At 36.0% G+C, this 19474-nt stretch carries 20 protein-coding genes; 13 read left to right on the top strand and 7 right to left on the bottom strand.

Translation table 11 applies throughout. The annotated features are described in order from the left end of the window. Positions 1 to 130: 130 nt before the first annotated feature. From dnaG to PB01_RS11745, 7 genes are all read left to right on the top strand, one after another. Positions 131 to 1963 carry a DNA primase gene (gene dnaG / locus PB01_RS11775; protein WP_151700379.1) on the top strand — a complete coding sequence of 611 codons (1833 nt, stop codon included), beginning with the start codon at positions 131 to 133 and terminating at the stop codon, positions 1961 to 1963. Positions 1964 to 1988: 25 nt separating this feature from the next. Beyond that, positions 1989 to 3113, top strand: a complete 1125-nt coding sequence (gene rpoD, locus PB01_RS11770) for an RNA polymerase sigma factor RpoD (protein ID WP_151700378.1) — start codon at positions 1989 to 1991, stop codon at positions 3111 to 3113. Positions 3114 to 3495: 382 nt separating this feature from the next. Next, the gene (locus PB01_RS11765; RefSeq protein ID WP_151700377.1) at positions 3496 to 4059 is read left to right on the top strand and encodes a hypothetical protein; all 564 of its coding nucleotides are present in this window, start codon (positions 3496 to 3498) and stop codon (positions 4057 to 4059) included. Between the two features lie 115 nt (positions 4060 to 4174). Beyond that, positions 4175 to 5314 carry an acyl-CoA dehydrogenase family protein gene (locus tag PB01_RS11760; RefSeq protein WP_151700376.1) on the top strand — a complete coding sequence of 380 codons (1140 nt, stop codon included), beginning with the start codon at positions 4175 to 4177 and terminating at the stop codon, positions 5312 to 5314. Between the two features lie 137 nt (positions 5315 to 5451). Continuing rightward, positions 5452 to 5826, top strand: coding sequence for a cytochrome c550 (gene cccA, locus PB01_RS11755; RefSeq protein ID WP_151700375.1), 375 nt, complete (start codon positions 5452 to 5454; stop codon positions 5824 to 5826). An 82-nt stretch (positions 5827 to 5908) separates the two neighbouring features. Further along, complete coding sequence (locus tag PB01_RS11750; protein ID WP_151700374.1) at positions 5909 to 6601, top strand: tRNA (adenine(22)-N(1))-methyltransferase; 693 nt, start codon at positions 5909 to 5911, stop codon at positions 6599 to 6601. A gap of 3 nt (positions 6602 to 6604) precedes the next feature. Beyond that, positions 6605 to 7723, top strand: coding sequence for a Nif3-like dinuclear metal center hexameric protein (locus PB01_RS11745; protein ID WP_151700373.1), 1119 nt, complete (start codon positions 6605 to 6607; stop codon positions 7721 to 7723). Between the two features lie 503 nt (positions 7724 to 8226). Here the strand turns inward: PB01_RS11745 and PB01_RS11740 are convergent. Further along, positions 8227 to 9207, bottom strand: coding sequence for a 4-hydroxy-3-methylbut-2-enyl diphosphate reductase (locus PB01_RS11740; protein ID WP_151700372.1), 981 nt, complete (start codon positions 9205 to 9207; stop codon positions 8227 to 8229). 66 nt (positions 9208 to 9273) lie between these two features. Beyond that, complete coding sequence (vrrA, locus tag PB01_RS11735) at positions 9274 to 9930, bottom strand: VrrA/YqfQ family protein (protein ID WP_192797350.1); 657 nt, start codon at positions 9928 to 9930, stop codon at positions 9274 to 9276. Between the two features lie 102 nt (positions 9931 to 10032). On the opposite strand from vrrA, the gene PB01_RS11730 reads away from it, so the two are divergent. After that, on the top strand, positions 10033 to 11331 hold the full coding sequence (locus PB01_RS11730) for a DEAD/DEAH box helicase (RefSeq protein WP_151700370.1): 1299 nt from the start codon (positions 10033 to 10035) through the stop codon (positions 11329 to 11331). 12 nt (positions 11332 to 11343) lie between these two features. Continuing rightward, positions 11344 to 12231, top strand: coding sequence for a deoxyribonuclease IV (locus tag PB01_RS11725; protein ID WP_151700369.1), 888 nt, complete (start codon positions 11344 to 11346; stop codon positions 12229 to 12231). A gap of 14 nt (positions 12232 to 12245) precedes the next feature. Here the strand turns inward: PB01_RS11725 and PB01_RS11720 are convergent, their stop codons facing one another. Further along, positions 12246 to 12512, bottom strand: coding sequence for a hypothetical protein (locus PB01_RS11720; protein WP_151700368.1), 267 nt, complete (start codon positions 12510 to 12512; stop codon positions 12246 to 12248). Between the two features lie 103 nt (positions 12513 to 12615). Between PB01_RS11720 and PB01_RS11715 the strand changes: the two genes are divergently transcribed. The 4 genes from PB01_RS11715 (at position 12616) to PB01_RS11700 (ending at position 16278) form a co-directional block, all read left to right on the top strand. Next, positions 12616 to 13383: a metal ABC transporter ATP-binding protein gene (locus tag PB01_RS11715; protein WP_151700367.1), complete on the top strand. Its 768-nt coding sequence runs from the start codon at positions 12616 to 12618 to the stop codon at positions 13381 to 13383. Continuing rightward, positions 13380 to 14228 (top strand): metal ABC transporter permease, encoded by an 849-nt coding sequence (locus PB01_RS11710; protein ID WP_151700366.1) that lies wholly within the window; start codon positions 13380 to 13382, stop codon positions 14226 to 14228. The genes PB01_RS11715 and PB01_RS11710 overlap by 4 nt, the downstream gene beginning before the upstream one ends. Next, positions 14225 to 14635: a Fur family transcriptional regulator gene (locus PB01_RS11705; protein ID WP_151700365.1), complete on the top strand. Its 411-nt coding sequence runs from the start codon at positions 14225 to 14227 to the stop codon at positions 14633 to 14635. Before PB01_RS11710 ends, PB01_RS11705 begins: the two co-directional genes overlap by 4 nt. Before the next feature lie 335 nt (positions 14636 to 14970). Further along, positions 14971 to 16278 carry a right-handed parallel beta-helix repeat-containing protein gene (locus PB01_RS11700; RefSeq protein WP_225986023.1) on the top strand — a complete coding sequence of 436 codons (1308 nt, stop codon included), beginning with the start codon at positions 14971 to 14973 and terminating at the stop codon, positions 16276 to 16278. Positions 16279 to 16701: 423 nt separating this feature from the next. On the opposite strand, the gene PB01_RS11695 is transcribed toward PB01_RS11700, so the two are convergent. From PB01_RS11695 to PB01_RS11680, 4 genes are all read right to left on the bottom strand, one after another. After that, complete coding sequence (locus tag PB01_RS11695; protein WP_151700364.1) at positions 16702 to 17280, bottom strand: 5' nucleotidase, NT5C type; 579 nt, start codon at positions 17278 to 17280, stop codon at positions 16702 to 16704. 12 nt (positions 17281 to 17292) lie between these two features. Further along, positions 17293 to 18414 (bottom strand): flavodoxin-dependent (E)-4-hydroxy-3-methylbut-2-enyl-diphosphate synthase, encoded by a 1122-nt coding sequence (gene ispG / locus PB01_RS11690; protein ID WP_151700363.1) that lies wholly within the window; start codon positions 18412 to 18414, stop codon positions 17293 to 17295. Between the two features lie 84 nt (positions 18415 to 18498). Continuing rightward, positions 18499 to 18825 carry a hypothetical protein gene (locus tag PB01_RS11685; RefSeq protein ID WP_151700362.1) on the bottom strand — a complete coding sequence of 109 codons (327 nt, stop codon included), beginning with the start codon at positions 18823 to 18825 and terminating at the stop codon, positions 18499 to 18501. A gap of 46 nt (positions 18826 to 18871) precedes the next feature. Then, positions 18872 to 19372 carry a DUF1189 family protein gene (locus PB01_RS11680; protein WP_151700361.1) on the bottom strand — a complete coding sequence of 167 codons (501 nt, stop codon included), beginning with the start codon at positions 19370 to 19372 and terminating at the stop codon, positions 18872 to 18874. Positions 19373 to 19474 lie beyond the last annotated feature (102 nt).

Here is a 19474-nt window from a genome sequence, read left to right as displayed (position 1 = left end):
TAATTATTATTTGTGGAAAAAAGAATATTTTATCTATGAAACTTTTTTTATGAATTATTTTGTCGATTCTTGCAGGAATTTTATTAATTCTCTCGAATTAAATCAAATAGCAAGTAAAGATGGTGAAATAATGACGAATCGTATAGAAGAAGAGCTTATCGAACAAGTTAGAAATAACAATGATATCGTCGATTTAGTTAGCGAATATGTTCAACTTACGAAAAGAGGGAGAAATTATTTTGGTTTATGCCCTTTCCATGGGGAACAAACACCATCTTTTTCAGTAACGCAAGAAAAACAAATTTTCCATTGTTTTGGTTGTGGTGCTGGAGGAAATGTTATTACCTTTTTAATGGATATCGAAAATCTTTCATTCCACGATGCGGTAAGTAAACTTGGAAGTCGTATAGGATTAACGATTGAAGAAAGTTCCTCAAATAGTTCAGAAGTAAAAACACCCATTTCTAAAGAAGTAGTCATTATGAAAAAAGCACATGAATTTGCAAGTGAATACTTTCATCACTTACTGCTTCATACAGAAGAAGGGGAAAATGCATTAAATTACTTAGAGGAAAGAGGGTTTTCAAAAGAAATCATTGAAAAGTACAAAATTGGCTGGTCCCTACAAAAGTGGGATGCACTTACAACGTTATTAGAGCGAAAAGGTATGGATTTAAAAGAAATTGAGAAAACTGGGCTCATTATCCGAAAAGAAAATGAATTGAAGTATTTTGATCGTTTTAGAGGGAGAATAATGTTTCCTGTTTTCGATGAAAGCGGTCATGTTATTGCCTTTTCAGGGAGAATTCTTAATAAATCCGAAAATGAGGCAAAATATTTAAATAGTCCAGAGTCGCCAATTTTTCAAAAAAGCCAAGTACTTTATAACTTAGATAAAGCTCGACCTGATATTAGAAAGCAACGCAATGTAGTCGTTTTTGAAGGCTTTTTGGATGTTATAGCGGCTGCAAAAGCGGGTATAATTAATGGTGTTGCAACAATGGGTACAGCATTGACGTCTCAACATATAACAAAACTAAACAGATTAACATCCAATGTTACGCTTTGTTATGACGGGGATAAGGCTGGTATGGAAGCGTCTAAAAGAGCCTCGACGTCTCTCCAAGCTCAAAATATTCAAACGGAGATAGCTATTATTCCAGATGCTATGGATCCGGATGATTATATAAAGAATTTTGGTGAAGAGGCATTTCGAACGAAAATTATTGAAAAACCGCATTCCTATTTATCTTTTATGATGATTGTTTTAAAAAGAGACAAGAACTTTAATAATGAAAATGATACTTTGCAGTATATTCAAGAAATATTGGAAATACTGAGTGAAAGAAACTCTTCCGTAGAGCGCGATTTATATATTCGACAAATTTCGCAGGAAACGAATGTTTCAGAGGAAGCAATCTATCAGCATTTAAGGAAACTTCAAGGGAAAAAAGCAAAGCAATCGAAAAACCAATCTGTAGCTCCTCTTCAAATAAATCCGGAATTGAAAAAAAAGAAGCGAACTTTAACAGCGGATGAAAGAGCAGAAAGGATTTTACTTTCCCATATGCTCCACAATCCTCAAGTAATTGATATAGCTAGAAATATTTCTGGTGAACAATTTTTTATAAGAGATGCTTATGAAGCTGCTTATGTAAGACTAATGGGTTTTTATGAAGAATATCCAGAAGGAGATTTCCAACGCTTCTTAGAAGTAATCAATGATACAGAACTGAAGAAAATAGTTATGGAAGCAGCGCTCTCAGAACGTGATCCAGATCATGAAACAGAGGAAGTCATGGACTGTTTGCGCCATATTAGAAAATACCGGGTAGAACGGCAAATTGAACAAAAATTACACGAAGCAAAAGAAGCGGAGAAAATGACTGATATGGTAAAGGCTCTACAGCTTGCTCAAGAGGCAATACAGTTAAAAAAATCTTTAGCAACTTTTGAGAAATAATCCGGTATCAAAAGGAGGAATTCTTATGGCGGACAAGTCCGAACGTACAAAAGAAACTGAAATCGAAGTATCATTAGAAGAAGCAAAAAAACAATTGATTGAACTAGGGAAAAAAAATGGTGAGTTAACTTACCATGATATAGCCGAAAAACTTGCTCATTTTGAGTTGGAGTCTGATCAGATAGAAGAGTTCATTGATCATTTGGAAGGCAAAGAAATTGAACTGAGCCGAAAAGATGGGGATGAAGAGGATTTAGATCGTTTAATGAAAGGGAAAGAAGAAACTTTTGATTTAAACGATTTAAGTGTACCACCAGGTGTTAAAATAAATGATCCAGTTCGTATGTACTTAAAAGAAATTGGTCGGGTTGACTTATTAAAAGCATCTGAAGAAATCGCACTAGCTGAACGTATTGAAAAAGGAGATGAAGAAGCTAGAAAACGTCTAGCGGAAGCAAACCTTCGATTAGTAGTGAGTATTGCGAAGCGTTATGTAGGACGAGGTATGTTGTTTTTAGATTTAATTCAAGAAGGAAATATGGGGCTTATTAAAGCTGTTGAAAAGTTTGACCATCGTAAAGGGTTTAAATTCAGTACGTACGCTACTTGGTGGATTAGACAAGCAATTACGCGTGCTATTGCGGATCAAGCGAGAACAATTCGTATTCCAGTGCATATGGTTGAAACAATCAATAAGTTAATAAGAGTTCAACGTCAATTGCTTCAAGATTTAGGCCGAGAACCATCTCCTGAGGAAATAGGAGAAGAGATGGACTTGCCGCAAGAAAAGGTTCGTGAAATTTTAAAAATTGCACAAGAGCCAGTTTCTTTGGAAACACCAATCGGAGAAGAGGATGATTCGCATTTAGGTGATTTTATCGAAGATGCAGATGCACAATCTCCATCCGACCATGCTGCGTATGAACTTTTAAAAGAGCAATTAGAAGACGTTTTGGATACCTTAACAGACCGTGAAGAAAATGTACTTCGTTTACGTTTTGGTTTAGATGATGGGCGTACAAGAACATTAGAAGAAGTGGGGAAAGTGTTCGGCGTAACCCGTGAACGTATTCGTCAAATCGAAGCGAAGGCACTTCGAAAACTTCGCCATCCATCTAGAAGTAAACGTTTAAAAGACTTTTTAGAATAATGATAAGTCATCCTTATATGAAGGATTTCTCAGACTGTAGGAAAACTCTAAAATTGAGTTTTCCTACAGTCTTTTTTTAAATAAGTAAGAAAAATCGAGGCTGGAAAAAGACACTCGCTTTCCAAGTAGCCTCCTCCATTGCTTGAGCTTTAGGTACAATAATTAAGAAAAGCTCTCTCTCTGCGGGTATTGACTTTGCCTCCTCTCGTACCTATGGGTCTAGGACTAACGGTATTCCAGTAGGAGTGACGTCTTTTTCAATGCTTTTATATTCACGAAACCTTTTGTGTTCAACGAGACATCCTTGATGGCAGGATGTCTTTTGTCTCTTACTACAAAATGTTATACTATTGACAATTGCAACATGAAATGAGGATAGGTAATGTCACTTCAGCGTAAGCAAATAATATTAAATGAAATAGCATTTTGGAAGAAAAACAAGCTGCTACCCGAACACTACTGTGATTTCCTAATAGCCTTATACGCACAAGGTGAAAATATAGGAATGGAAGAGAAGGAAAATTCATCAAAAGCGATTTTAGCGAAAGATAGAAAAAACAAAACCATCTTATATATTATACTTGGAGTAATTACATCCATTTTGTTGGCATCACTCTTATTTATGACTACTATCGTATTCCTTCCAATTGTAGTTTCAGGAATAACTATTATCGTATTTTTATACATAGCTATTAAATTGGTAAAAAATAAATCCATTTTCGCTCCTTTATTAATGGTGTGCTCAGCTCTTTTATTGTTAGCAGTTTCTTTTAAAGTTTGGGAAATTTATTTTATGAATTATCCATTGATATTAATCTACTTAATCATAGGAAACTGTTCCATTTGGCTATTTTCTGGATTACTCCAAAAGTTAGTTTATTTTAGTATTTCTGGCGCCATTGGTATTACATTTACCATATTTTATTTGTTTTATTTTTATCTATAGAGCTATTATTCTCCCATTATTATTAATGCCATATGTTATATTTATAACTGTGAATTTACATTCTTTTTAGTATAATAAGAATGTAAGCGTTTTTTTAACAAAGGGGATGGAAGAAATGAATTTTGATTTAACACAAGAACAGCAAATGATTCGTAAAATGATTCGTGAATTTGCAGATGAAGTTGTAGCTCCAGGTGCAATTGAGCGCGACAAAACAAAAGCGTTTCCAAAAGAAATCTTTAAACAGTTAGCTGACATGGGGATGATGGGCCTACCGTTTGCGGAAGAATACGGCGGAGCAGGGGCTGATACTGTCAGTTTCGCAATTGTGACAGAGGAATTAAGTCGTGCATGTGCATCGACTGGTATTACATATTCTGCACATATTTCTCTTGGTGGAGCACCACTTAATTTATTTGGAACAGAAGAGCAAAAACAAAAATATTTAGTTCCAGTATGTACTGGGGAATCATTCGGTGCTTTTGGATTAACTGAGCCTAACGCAGGGTCCGATGCAGGAGGAACTCAAACAACTGCAAAAGAAGATGGCGATGACTTTTTAATTAATGGAAATAAAGCATTTATAACAAATGCCAGCTATGCAAAACATTTGGCGTTAACTGCAATTACAGATGTGAAAGATGGACAGAAGGAAATCTCTGCGATTATTGTACCTACTGATGCAGAGGGATTTACAGTGATTGATAATTACGAGAAAATGGGATTAAATGCATCTAACACCACTGAATTAGTACTTGAAAACGTTCGAGTTTCACAGGAAAACTTACTAGGTAAGCGAGGAAATGGTTTTAAACAATTCTTAGTAACCCTTGATGGTGGTCGAATTGGTATTGGTGCGATGGCAGTTGGTATTGCGCAAGCTGCTTTTGACCGTGCACTACGTTATTCGAAAGAGAGGAAACAGTTTGGTAAATCTCTATCTGAGTTTCAAATAACTCAATTTAAATTAGCTGATATGGCAATGAAAATCGAATTAGCTCGAAACATGGTTCATAAAGCTGCATGGTTGAAGGATCAAGGACGTGCGTTTGGTAAAGAGGCCTCAATGTGTAAATTATATGCATCGGAAATTGCCATGGAGGTTGCAGATCAAGCGGTTCAAATTCATGGTGGTTACGGTTATATGAAAGAATACGAAGTAGAACGTTTTATGAGAGATGCTAAGCTCTTAGAAATAGGTGAAGGAACTTCTGAAGTACAACGTATGGTTATTGCCAGACATATTGGATGTTAATCGAATTTATGTCTAAATTGTCACAATGTAAGAAAACCCTTCTTTAGGACTTTTCGTTTTCACAAGAATGCAGTACAATATTAGTGTTGACTAATTCTATGTTAGAATGAATGATGTATAAAAAGGGAGGGTTAACTATGAAAAAGAATCCAATTATTCCATTTATCTTAATTATGGCATTTGGTATCGGTCTAATTTTCTTCTTATCTATTGAGGGTGTGAATAACAAAGGAGAAATAGCAGCTGATAAAGAAGCGGCTGAAAATGGTGAGGAAGTTGCCACTTCGGATGAATTCGATCCTGCTGCGTTTGCACAAGGGAAATGTATCATGTGTCACGGTGGTAATTTTGAAGGACAAGGTAATGCACCTTCGCTAGTTGCAACTAAATTATCTGAAGATGATATTAAAGGTGTATTAACTAATGGTAGAGGTGGAATGCCAGCTGGATTAGTTCCTGCTGAAAACATCGATGCTATGGCTGCATGGGTTAAATCTTTAGGTGAAAAATAATAATTATAAAAAGACCTCGATTCTTATAAAAGAATCGAGGTCTTTTTTTATTTTTGTTATAATGGAATATGAGGTGTTTAAATTGAATGCAAAAAATTTGTCAGAACGTTTAAAAAGAGTAGCGTCTTTTGTGGAAGAAGATACGATACTTGCTGATATAGGAAGTGACCATGCTTATTTACCTTGTTATTTAGTGCATGCAGGAATTATTACGCAAGCAATTGCGGGAGAAGTGGTAAAAGGTCCTTTTGAATCCGCACAAAAGCATGTGAAAAGTGAAGGGTTAGAAAAACAAATAGATGTACGTTTTGGAAATGGCTTAGAAGTTATACTAGAAGCAGATAATGTACAAACGATTACGATAGCTGGTATGGGTGGTCCGCTTATAGCTTCCATTCTAGAAGCTGGAAAAGATAAACTTACATCTGTAGAAAACTTAATATTGCAGCCAAATATTCATGCAAAAGCAATTCGCGAATGGGCAATAAAAGAAAATTGGAAAATCGTGAACGAAACCATATTAGAAGAAAATGATAAAATTTACGAAATTGTCGCCCTTAAAAAAGGTCAAATGCAGCTAACAGAGCAAGAACTATTAGTTGGTCCTATCTTGATGAAAGAAAAGTCAACAGTCTATAAAAAGAAATGGGAGAATGAACTAAACGAATGGCAACGAATCGTAGACCAATTAAATATAATAGCGCAATCAACGGAAGTACAAGAAAAGAAAGAAGAGCTCGAAATAAAAATTGCTCTATTGAAGGAGTCCTTGTAAAATATGAAGCAAACAAATGGTCAACAGATCATCTCCCTATTTGAACAATGGGCACCTAAATCGCTTGCTGTGGAAGGGGATTCCATCGGACTTCAAATAGGTAGTCTGAACAAGTCAGTTTCTAAAGTGCTTGTTACACTCGATGTGAATCCAAAAGTAGTAAAAGAAGCGATAGAGCAACAATGTGAGTTAATCATTGCGCATCATCCTCCCATATTTCGTGGAATGAAACATATGCGAACGGATTTACCACAAGGAAGCTTAATCGAGCAATTAATCAAGCATGATATTGCGGTATATGCAGCGCATACGAATCTCGATATTGCGACTGGTGGAGTAAATGATTTATTAGCAAACGCATTGGAACTTGAAAATGTGAAAATATTAGAGCAAACAACTGCTGAAAGGTTAATGAAATTAGCAGTGTTCACTCCAAAAGAATCGACGGAACAAGTAAGAATGGCTTTGGGAAATGTGGGAGCAGGTCAAATCGGTGATTATGCTAATTGCAGCTTCACTTCACAAGGTGAAGGACGGTTTAAACCTTCTGAAATTGCTGATCCATACATTGGTAAAGCGAATGAGCTTACCATTGTAACAGAAGATAAAGTGGAAGTAGTATTCCCTGCTTCTATAAAAAATCGTATTCTAAAAGCTTTGCTTATGACACATCCGTATGAAGAGCCTGCATATGATTTACTTCTACTTGAAACAGAAGTCAACGAAAAAGGGCTTGGAAGGATAGGGACGCTTCCAACTCCAGTAAGATTATACGAATATGCACAAACAGTGAAAAAGCAGTTGGACGTCCCATTTGTGCGTGTAGTAGGAGAGTTGGATAAACTTGTTCAAAAGGTTGCAGTACTTGGTGGGGATGGAAATAAATACATTCAAACAGCAAAAAGAGCAGGGGCAGATGTGTTTATTACAGGGGACATGTACTTTCATGTGGCACAAGACGCCGAAGCAATTGATCTGGCAGTGATTGATCCTGGTCATCATATGGAACAGATTATGAAAGATGGCGTTGCAGATTATATGAACGCAGCTTGTATTGAAAAGAAACTTGCTTGTACATTTATACCTTCTAAGCTTTCTACAGAACCATTTCAATTTATTTAAAAAGAAGCTGCTTCCTCGGAAGCAGCCTTTTTTAAAAGATACGAAAGAATATAAATCTTGGATGCTAGGAATCCAGTAATAGTAATGCTTCATAATATAATTTCAAGGGTTTGATCTTGATTATTTTTGGTTTTAAGGTCCACAGTATACACGAATCAGTGGGTGTATCATTAGAGTAGGTGGTACTAGTGAAAAATAGATAGCATCCATTATTAAAGAAGAGCTGAGCGGATGAAATTGCATCTTCGTCCGCTTTTAAAAGAATAGGAAAGGATTTATTCTCTCATTAACCAAAACAAATGCATTATGTCTTTACATATTTCAAGAAGGCGACGGACAAACAACCGCCACAAGATTACAGAAAAAAGTGGATGGAGAAGTGACGCAGTCACTTCTCCATCCACAGAAATTCCTATGGTAATAGTGTAGCCGATGTTTCGTCCAAAGCACTTTAGAAATAGAGAAGACAAGATGCACTTAAAGGACGTTTACGTTTTTCTTACTTAGATATTAATTGGGTACGGCTCTATTCTATCTACTGGTTTTGGTATTTTAATTTTTGGTAATATTTTTTCTGGTATGACTTTTTTCGTTGTATCATGAGTTGTAGGGTCATTTGTATCGTATTTTTCTAAAAATTGGATAACTTCTTTCACAATAGGAGTAGGTGTAGATGCTCCTGCTGTAACTGCTATATGATTAATGTTTTCTAACCACTCAAGCTTAAGCTCTGAAATGTCTCCGATACGATAAGAAGGAGTACCAGCAATTTCCTCCGAAACTTGCGTCAATCTATTCGAGTTATTACTCATCGGATCTCCTACAACAATCAATAGATCGGCTTCGCCTGCTTGTTCTGCAACCGCTTCTTGTCTTACTTGCGTTGCAAGGCAAATTTCTTTGTGAACTTCTATATGCGGAAATTTTTCTTCCAATTTTTTCATCATATCCACGACATCCCACTGTGACATCGTAGTTTGATTTGTTACAAGAAGTTTATCCGTTTCAATCGTTAAGTTATCGATATCCGCTATTGTTTGCACTAGATGCACTTTATCTGGTGCAACGCCAATCGCACCTTCTGGCTCAGGATGGCCTTTTTTCCCAATGTAAATAATGTCATACCCTTCAGCAGTTTTTTCTTTAATTAAGTCATGTGTCACTGTCACGTCCGGGCATGTTGCATCTATTGAAACTAACCCTCTTTTACGTGCAAGTTCCTTTACCTCAGGAGACACACCATGAGCAGTGAAAATTACTGTTCCTTGATCGACTTTAGAAAGAATATCTAAACGATTTTCACCATCAAGTGTAATAATACCGTCTTTTTCAAATGCATCCGTTACATGTTTGTTGTGGACAATCATTCCTAAAATATATATTGGCCGGGGAAGAGATGTATCTAAAGCTGCGTTACGTGCAATGACCATTGCATCCACAACCCCATAACAATATCCTCTTGGCGAAATTTTTTGTACAATCATTGTGAGAACTCCCTTCAATACGAGCATACTCATATTATAACGGAGCTACTGAATGAATTCAAAACTTTAAAATGGTGGCTGAAATATTCGTGGTAAGGAAGCCCCGTTTGAAACGACGGATGAAGTTGTTCGGGCAACAGCTGGGACACTTGCAGCGGCAGTTGTAGCAGCGGTTGCTGTGGTAGCCACAGCGGCAGCAGCCGTTGCACTTGGTACGGATTGAAAGCCCTTATAGAGCTTCCAAAGGGCTGGCATGTTTTGAAGCATTGGTGCATATTGCCTTACCATAGGTGTGATTTGTTGGGCAGTATTTAAAAACTTATCAGCAGTTTGTAAATAGGATGATGCTTTACCTGTAGCAGCACCAGCCGCTTGTTGAAGACCAGACTGAGTTCCAGGTCCACCGAAAATTCCAGCCGCTGCATTTCCTACATGACCACCGAATCCGCCAGCCCCAGCATTCCCTGCATGACCACCGAACCCACCAGCTCCTCCATGCCCTTCTGGACCACCGAATCCACCAGCCTGCCCTCCTGAACCTCCTTGTTGAAAACCTCCCAAAAGACGTCCTAAGAAGTTGGTTGGTTGTGAACCATTTGAATTATTTGGTATTCCGAACATACTCTGTGAAGGCTGGTGAGTATTCACAGGAGGCGAACTATTAAAATTAAAGAAGTCATTCGCCCTAGATTGTGAAAACGGATAAAAAGACTCATAGCGCATTATATCATCTCCTTTCATCAAAGTGAGTCCTTCTATTCTATGCAAATTATACGTTTTGTGTACAATCGTGGTACAATAAAGAAATGTGAGGGAGGGACTCAAATGTCCAAATATACAGATTATAATTTTCAGCCTTTTTTACAAAATGCAATTGATAAATTAGGTTTTCAAGAACCAACGCCGATTCAAAAAGAAATAATTCCGCTAGTTTTAAAGGGAAGAAGTGCGATTGGTCAAGCGCATACTGGAACAGGAAAAACACATAGTTTTTTGATCCCAATTGTTGAAAAAATAGATGCTAGTAAACAAGAAGTACAAGCAATTATTACATCACCAACAAGAGAGCTTGCAACTCAAATTTATAAAGAGTTGAACAAGTTAGTAGAAGGCACAGAAATTCAAACGAAGTTGTTTATTGGTGGTACGGATAAAGCCCGCGCCATTGATAAGTTGAAAACACAACCACAAATTGTCGTAGGTACACCAGGACGACTTCGTGACTTAACGGTTGAACAGGCTTTGCTTGTGCATACTGCAAATATTCTAGTAGTGGATGAAGCTGATTTAGCATTCGACTTAGGTTTCATTAATGAAATTGACCAATTTGCATCGCGTATGCCAGAGCAATTAGAAATGTATGTATTTTCAGCAACTATTCCGGAAAAGCTTCAACCATTTTTAAAGAAATATATGGATTCACCAGCCCATATTAAGATTGGAGAAAAGCGTCCAGTAGCGGATGGAATCGAATTTACTGTCGTTCCTGTTCGAAGTAAATCACGTAAAAAGCGGTTGTTAGAAGTAATCGAAGGAATTAACCCTTATTTGGCAATCATTTTTACTAATACTAAACAGCATGCGGACGAAGTGTCCAATTACTTGCTAGGTAACGGTTTAAAAGTAGGGGTTGTTCATGGGGACATATCACCTCGTGACCGTAAACGTGTGATGAAACAAGTTCATGAATTAGAATTTCAATATATAGTTGCAACAGATCTTGCGGCACGTGGAATTGATATTCCCGGGGTAAGCCATGTTATAAACTACGAAATTCCAGATGATCTGGAGTTTTTCGTTCATAGGGTTGGAAGAACAGCTCGTGCAGGATTAACGGGATCAGCCATTACATTATTTGAACCTTCTGATGAAGATGCTTTAATTCGTCTAGAGAAGATGGGAATAGAATTTAATCATCGTGATGTAAATAACGGTGAATGGTCAGAGTTAAAAGAAAGACATGCTCGTAAAAATCGTACGAAAAACGAAAATGAAATAGATGCTAAAGCAAAAGCAATGGTTCGCAAACCGAAAAAAGTAAAACCAGGTTATAAACGCAATATGAAATGGGAAATGGATAAAATTAAGAAGAAAGAACGTCGTATAAAAAATCGTCAAAAATAAGGAGGCTTTTCAATGCTTTTAGGATCTCATGTTTCCATGAGCGGAAAAGAAATGCTTCTTGCTTCCAGCAAAGAAGCAGCTTCATATGGTGCCAATACATTTATGATTTATACGGGTGCACCTCAAAATACTCGTCGAAAACCAATTGATGAGTTGAATATTGAAGCCGGCTTACAGCATATGAAAGAAAATGGCATGTCTCATATAGTTGTGCATGCACCGTATATTATCAATTTAGGAAATACAACAAAACCAGAGACTTTTGCTTTAGGTATAGAGTTTTTACAAAAAGAAGTGGAACGAACTGCGGCAATTGGAGCAACACAAATCGTTCTGCATCCAGGCGCTCATGTTGGTGCTGGTGCAGATGCTGGCATTGCTAGAATTGTGGAAGGGCTTAATGAAGTATTGGGGCAGGACTTACCAGTACAAATTGCACTTGAGACAATGGCTGGAAAAGGTTCCGAGTGCGGAAGAACTTTCGAAGAGTTAGCTCAAATTATTAATGGGGTCCAAAATAATCATCGGCTCTCCATTTGCTTAGATACTTGTCATATTCATGATGCGGGCTATGATGTCGTAAATGATTTCGATGGTGTCCTAAATGAATTTGATAAGTTGATCGGTCTTAATCGACTAAAAGTACTTCATATAAATGATAGTAAAAATGTTCGTGGGGCAGCAAAAGACCGACATGAAAATATTGGTTTTGGTGAAATTGGGTTTGATGCACTACAATATATCGTGCACCATCCTCAATTAATGCATATTCCGAAAATCTTAGAAACGCCATTTGTTGGAGTGGATTCTAAAGATAAGCAAGCACCATATAAAGTAGAGATTGAGATGCTTCGTTCTAAAACATTTAATCCCAAAGCAATCGAATCTTTAAGAGTTTAATAATTACTGTACCCTCATTTTTCTCGTAAAATTGAGGGTGCTTTTTCTTTAAGTTGTTGAAATAAGTTAACTGCTCTCTGTTCACCTAAGATGCTAATCAGTTTTTGTTGAATATTCATTGGAACTCCTAATAATAGCCAAGTTAAAGAGATTTCTTGTAGAAGTGGATATACCTCCTTTATTTCTTTATCGGATAATTTTAAATCTAAATCCTTTGCCAATTTTTTGAAGTCTTTTAAAGAGCTTGTTTGTAGCTCATGAATAAACCCCGAAATATCCAATCTCTCATCCTCTCAAGATAAATTTATTTACACTTTGATCATTTTCCTCTATACTTTAACTTTGTAAATCGTAATGATTATTGATTAGAATAGAGGAATATAAATGGGTAAACCGTTGATTCAATTACAACATGTTTATTATCAATATGAACAAACAGAGGCATTAAAAGATATTTCTTTAAAGATAGAAGAAGGAGATTTTTTAGCGATTATTGGTCCCAATGGTTCTGGTAAATCTACTCTTTTAAAAATAATACTTGGCTTGTTAAAGCCTACTAAAGGTAAGGTGTTACTGTTTAGTAAACCTGTTCCTTTGTTTAAGGAGAAAGAGTTAATAGGCTATGTCTCTCAAAAGTCCAATGCATTTAATACTGGTTTTCCTGCCACAGTAGAAGAAGTAGTGAAAAGTGGTTTAGTAAAGAAAGTTGGCTTATTTCATCCGTATCCTAAAAATGTGGACACAAAAGTGAGTGAAGCGTTGACTTCTGTGGGGATGGAAAAGTTTTCAAAAAAAAATATTGGCGAGTTATCTGGTGGTCAGCAACAACGTGTTTTTATCGCTAGAGCATTAGTGAGCAATCCGAAAGTTTTAATATTGGATGAACCTACTGTAGGTGTAGATAGTAAAAATGTACGCTCATTTTATCATATGTTATCTCATCTAAATCGGGAACATCAAATTACAATTGTCTTGGTAACACATGATGTGGATGCTGTATCGAAAACTATTAGTCATGTCGCTTGTCTCAATCAATCCATTCATTTTCATGGTTTTCAAAATGAGATGGATTCAATGAGTGATGAACAATTAGAAGCGTGGTATGGACACTCTGTTCGGAAAGTGACACATCGAAAAGAGGAACAATTATGATTGAATCCTTCATTCAATATCAATTTTTGCAAAATGCATTTATTTCAGGATTAATTATTGGGATAATTGCGCCTTTACTTGGCGTGTTTATCATCGTGCGTCGACTTTCTTTAATTGCGGACGCATTAAGCCATGTAACATTAGCTGGCATTGCTGGTAGCTTATACTTGAGTCAATCTGTAGGAGTATTAGCATTTCTAAATCCATTATATTTAGGAATAGTAGCTTCGGTTACAGGTTCTCTTTTTATTGAACGACTCCGTAGAATGTACAAGCACTATGAAGAACTAGCAATTCCGATAATTATGTCCGCGGGATTGGGTTTTAGTGCTATTTTCATATCATTAGCAGAGGGTTTTAGTTCCGATTTATTTAGCTATCTATTTGGTTCTGTATCAGCTGTAAGTCGCCAAGATTTATGGATTGTTATTTTTATTGCACTGATTGTCATTGTTTTTTTAACATTATTTTATAAAGAGTTGTTTGTCTTATCTTTTGACGAGGAATATGCAAAGGCTTCTGGACTACCTGCAAAGTGGATTCATATATTATTTATGATTGTTACTGCATTAGTTATAGCAGGTTCAATGAGAATTGTCGGAATATTACTTGTTTCTTCGCTCATGACATTACCAGTTGCTGCAGCGATGCGAATTGCGAAAGGCTTTAAACAGGCGATTATTTTTTCAGTACTATTTGGAGAGCTTGCAGTGATTATTGGATTAGTAAGCGCATTTTATATGAATTTAGCCCCAGGTGGAACAATTGTGGTAACGTCTATTATCATCTTACTTCTTACACTTACATTTAAAAAAATGTTTATGAAGGGAGCCGTCTCACAATGAATATTGAAAAAGCTTGGGAAATCCTAAAAAAAGAAGGCTATAAGAAGACGGATAAAAGAGAGCAAATTTTAGATATTTTTTCAAAAACAGAGAAATATATAACAGCTAGAGATATTTTAGATGTTATGATGGTTGAACATCCGGGGATGAGTTATGATACCATCTATCGTAATTTAAGTACTTTTGTTGATCTTGGTATTTTGGAAGAAACGGAGTTAACTGGGGAGAAGCATTTCCGCATGCAATGCGAAATGGATCATCACCATCATCACTTTATTTGTATGTCTTGTGGCAATATTAAAGAAATCAATTTTTGTCCTATGGAAATGCTTCAAAATGCTATTCCTGCGTATCAAATTGATAATCATAAATTCGAAATTTATGGAAAATGTCCAGAATGTCATTAAAAAATCCCGCCAAAAGAAATATTTGGCGGGATTTTTTTTAGAGGGGCATTAGGAACCGATGTAATGAAACCACTTCTAATCCTTAGAATTCCCACAGTAATAATGTATTGCCGATAGGACGGGGAAATAGGATAGATAAGTTACTCTATACTGCCCCTTTTTATATAAAGTTACTTCAATTTATATAAGTGTATGAAAGATATACTATGTATTCGCCCTTAATCTATCAAAATATAGACATATTATGAAGGAGAGAAAGGGGAATTCTCTTTCTACTAAATCTAGTAATAGTAAGATAATATTACTTCAACTAGAAAAGAAGGGAGGTATGAAAAGTGGCAGAAAAAACTTTTATTAACAATAGTATAGCAACCTTTCAAGTAACTCTTTTTATTCGTGAAGGAAATAATCCTGTAAATCAAGATGGGACAGTTTCTTTTACTCTAAATCCAGGTGAAACAATAACTGTACCCTATGGTGATAGTCAAAATATCTTTCTAAATGGTATTTTGTTCTTTACTATTTCGGAAGGGGATCTTTACAGTAAAATTCAATTTATTACGATGGAGAGTGAGTTAGATGATCTTCTGAATACAAATGATACTATTACCGTAACAAAAGTAGAAACGGATTATGTGATATATGGAAGTAACGAATTCCTTGATGCTGTAAACGTTGCAGGCACTATAGACGAAATGAGAGCAGCTATCGAAAATCTAGGTTTAGGTTTAGATCTTACATCTTATAACAATCTAACAGATGCACAAAAAAATCAAGTAGCAGAAGAAGTACTAAGTAATAAGCCAATGCGTAGCTATCTTTCGGGCGCAAGTGTTCAGTTAGCTCTTGATACGGCAATTAACGAGATTGTCGATCTAAATAATATTTATGTGCTCGTGGATTCCGTTGGAGGAGATGGCAGTAGAGCAAATCCTTTTGGTACTATTACTGAGGGAATTGCAGCTGTAAATCCGAACGGGGTTGTAAGTATTTTAGCAGGAACCTATCCAATTACTACTCAAATTGTCGTGAATAAAGATGGGATTACGTTAAAAGGAGAGCAAGGAACTCTGCTCTTGTTAAAAGCAAGTATTATAGCTATATTAATACAAGCAAAAAACACTACAGTGTACGGTTTGACTATAACGAGTGATATCCCTTATACAGCTGAATTTATACAAGTAGGTGGATCTGGTACTACTTTAATCAATAACACGATATACGGTCCGGAGCAAGCCTTGCCTATGTCCAGCTGGGTGGTGAATCGTGCAGTAGTGCCGCAAGTTGGTAATACAAATCTTTTAGTAGAAAATAATACTTTTTATTCTTTACGAACAGGGATTTACATTAATCCAAATGTTACTGGTGTAATAAACGATAACTTGGTTTACAACACAAAAGGTGCTTTCTTAGTGGACGGAGCATTTACCACATTCTTCGGAAATTCATGGGGAATTCCACCGAATGAGGTTGACATTGCGCTGTTTGTTGGAACAACTACGGGTTCTCCATATGATGATCTAGCGACCTTAAGTGCGGAAAATGATAATGCAACTATTTCGGATCAACGAACTGCATTAATGATGAGTGAAGAGAGTACAGATGTTAAGAAATCTTTTTGGAAAAACCTTTTTAAAAGATAATTTCGACCAAACTAGATTATTAATTGACTATATTCGAGTAAACACTTTGCTAACAATGAAAGTAATTAAGTGGTGTTTTTTTCTATAAGGAAAAATTGACAGCAAATATTTTAAGCAAGCACAGAGAGAACTGAATTGCATCTTTATCCGCTTTTAAAAAAGTAGGAGAGGAATTTAGCTTCTCCTTAACTACACCTTATGTTCCTTTTCTATGCACATTTCAAGATGGTGACGCACAAATGTCTTTCGTGAAATACCAATAAAAGGAACTTGAAACAACACGGTCACTTCAAGCTCATTAATTTTAAAGGTAAAAGTCTAGCTGAGGTTTAGTCCAAAGCACTCGGGAATTAGTGAAGATAAAATGCAATTAAAGGGCGCTTGCTCTGTTTTTATTAAATAAAAAAACGTGAGGAGTAGTCCTCACGTTTTTTGTAATGCGAATTCTTTCTCAATCCACTTATTTGCTTCAATCCAGTTATCAACACGAATAACCCCTTTTGGAGCAGGTTGTTGATTATATGGTGTGTTAAACAATATCACCGGAATATCTAGTTCTTCGTGAATTTCAACGGCATTATCATGCTTATCTTCAAAGAAAGCGTGAACTCCGTATTTTCTTGCAGTTTCAATTTTGTTATGTGAACCGATTAATTCGATATGATCATACAGTAATTCTTGTTCTTTAAACCAATTAATCGTAACATCCATTACATTGTCCCCGCGAGCTGAGATGAAAAACAATTCATACTTTTCTTTCCATGCAGATAACACGGCATGTGCATCTGGCTGTATAGGGGAAGTAGCATATATGGTTGACTCTGTTTTTCTAAACCATTCATAAAAAACTTTTTCATCAACCGGAAATGCTTTTGTTAAATCATATTCTTTAATATCGTCTAGCTGCAAATTGCAATTAAAAGCACTATTAATATGTGGAAGTAAAGAAGTAGGAGATGTAACTGTCCCATCTATATCTATTCCGAATCGTACATTCTCCATAAACTTAACTCCTTACGCTTGTTGTTTTTCTTTTTCTAGTTTTTCCAGTTCTTTTTTGGCAAAATAATCTGCAGCAATTTTATCAATTTCAATTTTAAGTTCTTCTACCATTGTTTCTTCTGGCACTTTACGTACGATTTTACCCTTCATAAATAAAAGCCCTTCACCTCGAGCACCAGCGATGCCGATATCTGCTTCACGCGCTTCACCTGGTCCATTTACTGCACAGCCAAGTACGGCAACTTTAATAGGTGCTTTAATATGTGAAATATATTCTTCTACTTCATTTGCAATAGATATCAAATCTATTTCAATTCGGCCACATGTTGGACATGAAATAAGTGTTGCAGCATCAGAAGAAAGTCCAAATACTTTTAATAGTTCACGCGCAACTTTTATTTCTTCTACAGGATCAGCACTTAGGGATACACGCATTGTGTTACCAATACCCATACTTAGCAATGTACCGAGTCCTGCTGCACTTTTAATCGAACCAGCGAATAGTGTTCCGGATTCCGTAATTCCTAAGTGAAGTGGGTAATCGAATGCTTGGGAAGCTTTTGTATAGGCTTCAATTGCTAAACTTACATCTGATGCTTTCATTGATACGATAATATCGTGAAAATCCAAATCTTCTAGAATTTTAATATGATGTAACGCGCTTTCTACCATACCATCTGCGGTAGGATAGCCGTATTTTTCTAAAATTTTCTTTTCAAGAGAACCAGCATTTACACCAATTCGGATTGGAATACCTTTCGCTTTTGCAGCATTTACAACTGCTTCTACTTTTTCTTTACGTCCAATATTACCTGGATTTATACGAATTTTATCTGCACCTTGTTCAATTGCTATAAGTGCAAGCTTGTAATCAAAATGAATATCCACTACTAGGGGGATATGAATTCTTTTTTTTATTTCACCAATCGCATAAGCAGCACGCTCATCTGGACATGCAACACGAACGATTTGACAACCCGCTTCTTCTAGTCGCAAAATCTCTGCGACTGTTGCCTCTACATCATGTGTTTTAGTTGTCGCCATACTTTGGATAAATAGCTCGTTGCTTCCACCTATTGTTAAGTCTCCAACTCGAACTGGGCGAGTTTTGGAACGATGAATTATTTCACTCATGAAATTCTCTCCTTCTTGAGGCTTTATGCCATCACTATCCTCCATTTTATCAGTCAGAGGAATGAAATTACAAGGAAGAAACCTCTATCTTTCATTTTTGCAAGCTTCATTCGAAGAGTAGACAGGTAAAAATATTAATTCCCCGTCTTTTGCAGTTTGATTTATTAAATGAGGGTTCAATTGATAAAAGTCTCCTAATCTCTCTTGATGAGTAATCGATTTATTAGTGGGATACATAGAAAAAAGAGAATACAATGTATCACCTTCATGTACTTTTACAGAAATATAATCCATTGTTTCTATACATTCTTCCGACGGATAAAAAGCAAGAGGAATCGTACCTTCGAACATATCTACTTTAATAATATAGAGTGTGATAAGAATCATAATAGTTGCTACGAATATTTTCATATAAAACCCTCCTTGTCCCAATATATGCAGGAGAGGAGGGATTATGTTAACGCTTTATAGGATAGTATTTGCTTGCTAAAAATAAATACACTAAAGTGATCATGTAAATGGAAAGTTCAAAATAACCGCTGGACCAATAAAAAATAGAAAAAACGATCGAAACAAGCATTGGTAATGTGCTTGCAAAAAGAGCAGTTCTCCACATATGCCGGTATTCACCTTTACGTTTTAAAATAGAAAGGATAATCACGCCAATATAAGCAAAAATACTAATTCGAATAAATATAAATAAAGTATTTAGCACAAATAATAAAACAAAAGAAAAAGGATAAATTAACCACTTAATGTCCTTAAGGTATTCTAATAACTCTTCCATATTTGTTTCTTGAACGGATAATCCATTTATGAATTGGACAAAAGAAATCATGGTAATGATCAGTACATAAGTAAATATATATTGCATGACCTTACCAATTGGAACAAGTCTAAATGCCGCAATTTTTTTTGGGTTATGTAAACTTGCTTTAAATAGCTGAAATAAATTCATCAAATTCACCCTTTCTTCTACATTTTATCACCTGTTTGTCATAGAAAACAAAGTAATTCGAACGTTTTTGTTAAGAAAATATAAAGAATAGCTAGATTCACT

The organism is Psychrobacillus glaciei (assembly GCF_008973485.1).
GTDB lineage: Bacteria > Bacillota > Bacilli > Bacillales_A > Planococcaceae > Psychrobacillus > Psychrobacillus glaciei.
Note: the sequence above shows the minus strand (reverse complement) of the source record. Positions and strands in the feature narration are given on the sequence as shown.

Excerpts from the sequence above, each read along its gene's own strand:
- PB01_RS11765 (WP_151700377.1), top strand. The coding sequence starts at position 3,496 with ATGTCACTTCAGCGTAAGCAAATAATATTAAATGAAATAGCATTTTGG.
- rpoD (WP_151700378.1), top strand. The coding sequence starts at position 1,989 with ATGGCGGACAAGTCCGAACGTACAAAAGAAACTGAAATCGAAGTATCA.
- PB01_RS11710 (WP_151700366.1), top strand. The coding sequence starts at position 13,380 with ATGATTGAATCCTTCATTCAATATCAATTTTTGCAAAATGCATTTATT.
- ispG (WP_151700363.1), bottom strand. The coding sequence starts at position 18,414 with ATGAGTGAAATAATTCATCGTTCCAAAACTCGCCCAGTTCGAGTTGGA.
- PB01_RS11740 (WP_151700372.1), bottom strand. The coding sequence starts at position 9,207 with ATGATTGTACAAAAAATTTCGCCAAGAGGATATTGTTATGGGGTTGTG.
- PB01_RS11685 (WP_151700362.1), bottom strand. The coding sequence starts at position 18,825 with ATGAAAATATTCGTAGCAACTATTATGATTCTTATCACACTCTATATT.
- PB01_RS11715 (WP_151700367.1), top strand. The coding sequence starts at position 12,616 with ATGGGTAAACCGTTGATTCAATTACAACATGTTTATTATCAATATGAA.
- PB01_RS11730 (WP_151700370.1), top strand. The coding sequence starts at position 10,033 with ATGTCCAAATATACAGATTATAATTTTCAGCCTTTTTTACAAAATGCA.
- PB01_RS11680 (WP_151700361.1), bottom strand. The coding sequence starts at position 19,372 with ATGAATTTATTTCAGCTATTTAAAGCAAGTTTACATAACCCAAAAAAA.
- PB01_RS11725 (WP_151700369.1), top strand. The coding sequence starts at position 11,344 with ATGCTTTTAGGATCTCATGTTTCCATGAGCGGAAAAGAAATGCTTCTT.
- PB01_RS11760 (WP_151700376.1), top strand. The coding sequence starts at position 4,175 with ATGAATTTTGATTTAACACAAGAACAGCAAATGATTCGTAAAATGATT.
- cccA (WP_151700375.1), top strand. The coding sequence starts at position 5,452 with ATGAAAAAGAATCCAATTATTCCATTTATCTTAATTATGGCATTTGGT.
- PB01_RS11695 (WP_151700364.1), bottom strand. The coding sequence starts at position 17,280 with ATGGAGAATGTACGATTCGGAATAGATATAGATGGGACAGTTACATCT.
- dnaG (WP_151700379.1), top strand. The coding sequence starts at position 131 with ATGACGAATCGTATAGAAGAAGAGCTTATCGAACAAGTTAGAAATAAC.
- PB01_RS11705 (WP_151700365.1), top strand. The coding sequence starts at position 14,225 with ATGAATATTGAAAAAGCTTGGGAAATCCTAAAAAAAGAAGGCTATAAG.
- PB01_RS11745 (WP_151700373.1), top strand. The coding sequence starts at position 6,605 with ATGAAGCAAACAAATGGTCAACAGATCATCTCCCTATTTGAACAATGG.
- vrrA (WP_192797350.1), bottom strand. The coding sequence starts at position 9,930 with ATGCGCTATGAGTCTTTTTATCCGTTTTCACAATCTAGGGCGAATGAC.